Raw genomic sequence first — 4,161 nt, forward strand, 5'->3', positions numbered from 1 at the left:
TCAGAGCAAGATCAAGAAAATGATCACGATGATTTAGGTATAGATAAAATCTTAATCCACAAAAACGAAGACAAAACACAAGAAGACAACAAACCAAAAATCAGAAAACACCGATAAAATCGGTATTTAATAAGGTTTTACTATATACATAAAGGGTTATCCTGCCTGATTTTTCCCTTTTCTTTTTTTTAGTGCTACATTGTATCTCACTCTTGAAAATTGTCAAGAGCGTCGCAGTGCGTTGCACTGCTTGTGGATTGCTCGTTTCACTTCGCAACTCTTGACTATTTTCAATCGCTCAATTTTTTCGCACTTAGAAAAAAGAAAAGGGAAAAACACTCATAAACGCACAAAATACCCCTTTAAATCCAAAAAAACACTCTAACCCATACAAACATACCACCCCCACCCCATAAAACGCTTAATTTTGCGTTTTAATGATTTTTTGCGTATTTTTGTGCTTTTTTGTGTGGTGGTGATGGATAGCAAATCAAACACAACACACAAAACAACACTATTTTTACCCCTAAATGTGTGAGACTTGCATTGAGCGAACGAAGTGAGCGATTATATGCAAGTCGTGTGAGCGTAGCGAACATATGCAAATCTGCTTTTTTGAGCGTAGCGAAAAAATGCCAGGTAGCAAGTTTGCACCGATTAAAATACACGCTCTTTTGGAGCGTGTGGTAAAAATAAAAGTTCAAAAATCTCTGATTTTTGATTTACCTTATTTTTTTTGATGAGTGAAATGAAATCAAAAAACACCAAAGAAAAAGGCAAAAAATTGAGAAAAATTGAGCAAAAAAATTGAAGTTGCGAGTATGTAAAATATAATACATATGTATTGAATATGTCGGCATATTCAAACATTGATTTTATGGTAGTTTGCGGGAACGAAAAGTAACTTTTTTAATGCGAAAAGTAACTTTTTTAATGCGAAATTTGATAGAAAAGTAACTTTTTTAATGCGAAATTTGATAGAAAAGTAACTTTTTTAAATAAAAGTTACTATTTTTATGGTATAATATCGAAAAGTAACTTTTTTAATGCGAAATTTTAAAGGAGAGTTATGGCAAAAAAAAGGACTGATAATACCGATATAATCGAGCTAAAAGAGGGTTTTACAAGAAATCAAAGCAATGTAAGCAGTGCTATTACACACGCTAGAACAAAAATGACAGCATTAGAATTAAAAACTTTTTACCAAGTTTCTACACTCATACAAATGAACGATACAGAATTTAAAGAGTATGAAATCAGTGTAAGCGAATTCTCAAAAGCTTTAAATATTAGCGATACCAATAGAGAGCAAGTGATAAAGCTTTGTAAGCGTTTGTTAAGGCAAGTTTTTGAAATTGAACAAGATATGGGCGATTATATCGGCTATACAATCTTTTCAAGAATGCACTACAAATCTAAAGAGCAAAAGATAGCTATAAAATTTAATCAAGATTTTAGCCCCTTTTTACTAGAGCTAAAACGCTTTACTAAAATTCAGCAAGTAAAATATATTAAAAGCTTTGATAGCAAATACGCTATAAGATTTTACGCTCTTTTAAAGGACTATCGCAAAATGGCTCAAAGAGATTTTAAAATCGAAGCTTTAAATAAAATGCTAGAATTACCAAAGAGCTATGACAGCTATACAAGATTTTATCAAAAAGTTTTAAAACCAGCTATAGATGAAATAAATGCTAAAAGCGATTTATATGTAAGTGAGCCAGAAATAATCGCTAAACAAGGTAAAAAAATTACTGAATTTAGACTACATTTTTATAATAAAAGCGAACAAATGTCAAAAGATTTTACAACTGATTTAATAAAAAGATTTAAAAAATGGAAAACCTTCAATGTATTTATAAATTGCTATTATTTGACTAATGAGAACGATACAAAACCTCATAAAATTAAAGATATTGAAATTGATGGCAATTACTTTACTTTAAAGGGTGGTGATGAGTATAACGACTCATATGTAATTTTTGGAACTCCAAATAGAGATAATTTTATTCAAAAAATTGCTAATGGGATTTACTATGCAGTAAATTATTTTTATGAAAAAGAAAAACAAGAGCAATTGCCCACGCTCGTTTGGCAAGATAAGCAAGATAAACTAAGAGAATTTAAGAGAATTTATGAAAGTTGGATTAAGCAATAAATCAAATTTTAAAGGAGACACTATGACAGAAAAAGAATTAACAGACCTACTACACAGGCTAGATTTAGAGAGTAAAGACTTGCAATCTCAAAGAGAAATTCTATACTCTCAATTAGAAAAAATTGAAGCTGAAATTAATGACCGAGAAAAAAGAGCCAATGCGATAAAATTATCGCTTATGAAATCTTGGGGAGGTGCGTTAAATTTAGATATTAAGATTGATGAAAATTTGCTTTTAAGTGATGATGAATTATTACCAAAAATTGAACAAACTGAAAGCGAAAATTTAAGCGATGAAAATAAAAAAGATTTAGCTACTGATTTAGCAGATTTAAGCGAATTAGTGAAAGATATGTAATAGCCCCACGCAGTTGCAAATTACCACTCATAAAAATGCAATGCCTTTTCAATGGTGGATAATTTGCAAATTAATTCATTTTCAAAAAAATATCGAACTTGTGAGAAATATTTTTGAAAATGATATTTTCAATTTAAAATACTTTGAACTTGTGAAAATTATTTAAATTGAAAATTGCCCCACGCAGTGGCAAACTACCACTCATAAAAATGGCTTAGCCTTTTTTATGTTTGGATAGTTTGCAAACTATCCAAACATAATGGCAGTGCCATTTGTATGGTAGTTTGCTTTTTTGCTTAAAATATTTTCGACAAGCTCAAACATTTTTAGCAAAAAAGAGAAAAAATTATGATATAATTTCACAAGTTCAAATTATAGCATAATTTTTAAAAAAGGATACAATATGACACAAGCTCAAATCGAAAAGCTAAACCAAAAAAGCGAACGACAGCTTAAAGCAATGCTTGACAATATAGAAAAAAATGAAATAAAGCTTGAAGCAGAGCAAACAAGACTAAAAAACAAACTACAAAAAGAAATCAAAAAAAAGATTATCATCAAAAAACTACTAACAAAAAAGTGGAATATGGAAGAATCAGAACTTGAAAATGTGGCAGAATAATGAGTGCTATATCTAGTATAAATTTTAAAAAATCAAATGCGATACAAACAAGGCACAATGATAGAGATTTAAAGCCAAATTATTTAATATCTGATGATGGTTGCGAAGTAAATCGCAACCATAGAGAAGCACTCAAATTAAGAAATCAAATCATAAAAAACGCTATTGAGACATATAACGAAAAAAAATCAGAAAAAGCCCCAAAATTCAAGGCAAAATCATATGAATGGAGTGCAGTTGTAAATATAAAGTCTGATACAACTATGCAAGATTTAGAGCGATTAGCAGAGCATTTTGAGCAAAAATATGGCTTTCAGTGCTATCAAATCGCTATTCATAGAGATGAAGGACACATAAACGACAACGGCGAAAAAGAAATAAATCATCACGCCCATTTAGAATTCGTAACTTTAAATAAAGAAAATGGCAAAAATATGTATCGCAGAGAGCTTATCAGTCCAAAAATTTTGCGAGAAATCCAAGATGAAGTAGCGAAAATTTTGAAAATGGAAAGGGGACAAGACAAGCGAATTTCAAAACGAGAACGCATAGAACCACGCAAATACGCTCAGATGAAAGAGCAAGAACGCAAAAACACAAGAAAATTAAAACAAGAATTAGAAGCTAAAGACAATGTAATACAAGCTAAAAATCAAGTAATTCAAGATAAAGATCAAGAATTAGAAGATGAAAAACTATCAAAAAAACGATTAAAAGAGCAAATCAAGCAAGAAGCACAAGAGCGAGAAAACAAAATCAAAGAAATCTTATATGATAGAATTGATAAATTAGAAGCTGATATCAAAGAAAAAGACAAAGTAATACAAGCTAAAAATCAAGAACTAGAACAAGAAAAGCTAAGCAAAGCTGAGTTAAAAAAAGAGCTTGAGCAACTGCGAAAAGATAGCAAAAATCAAGGATTTAGCAAAGAATTCTTTCAAGAAATCAATCTTGAAAAGAAAAAATTGCGATTTGATAATAAAAAAGAGCTTGAAGTGTGGTTTCAAAATTTGGTTGAAAAAC

The 4,161-nt window shown here is 30.2% G+C and carries 3 protein-coding genes and 1 pseudogene; all 4 read left to right on the top strand.

Annotated features, from left to right (window positions below; genetic code table 11):
- Positions 1 to 1,069: 1,069 nt before the first annotated feature.
- Entirely contained in the window at positions 1,070 to 2,158 is a 1,089-nt protein-coding gene (locus CIGNP85_RS08160; RefSeq protein ID WP_086287840.1) for a replication initiation protein, read from the top strand.
- 22 nt (positions 2,159 to 2,180) lie between these two features.
- Positions 2,181 to 2,516, top strand: a complete 336-nt coding sequence (locus CIGNP85_RS08165; RefSeq protein WP_141031754.1) for a hypothetical protein — start codon at positions 2,181 to 2,183, stop codon at positions 2,514 to 2,516.
- A gap of 403 nt (positions 2,517 to 2,919) precedes the next feature.
- Entirely contained in the window at positions 2,920 to 3,138 is a 219-nt protein-coding gene (locus CIGNP85_RS08170) for a hypothetical protein (protein WP_086287843.1), read from the top strand.
- Positions 3,138 to 4,161 (top strand): annotated as a pseudogene (locus tag CIGNP85_RS08565) (hypothetical protein); the annotation flags it as partial. The gene CIGNP85_RS08170 and the pseudogene CIGNP85_RS08565, both read left to right, overlap by 1 nt.

Source organism: Campylobacter sp. P0085, assembly GCF_002139495.1.
Classification (GTDB): Bacteria; Campylobacterota; Campylobacteria; order Campylobacterales; family Campylobacteraceae; genus Campylobacter; species Campylobacter devanensis.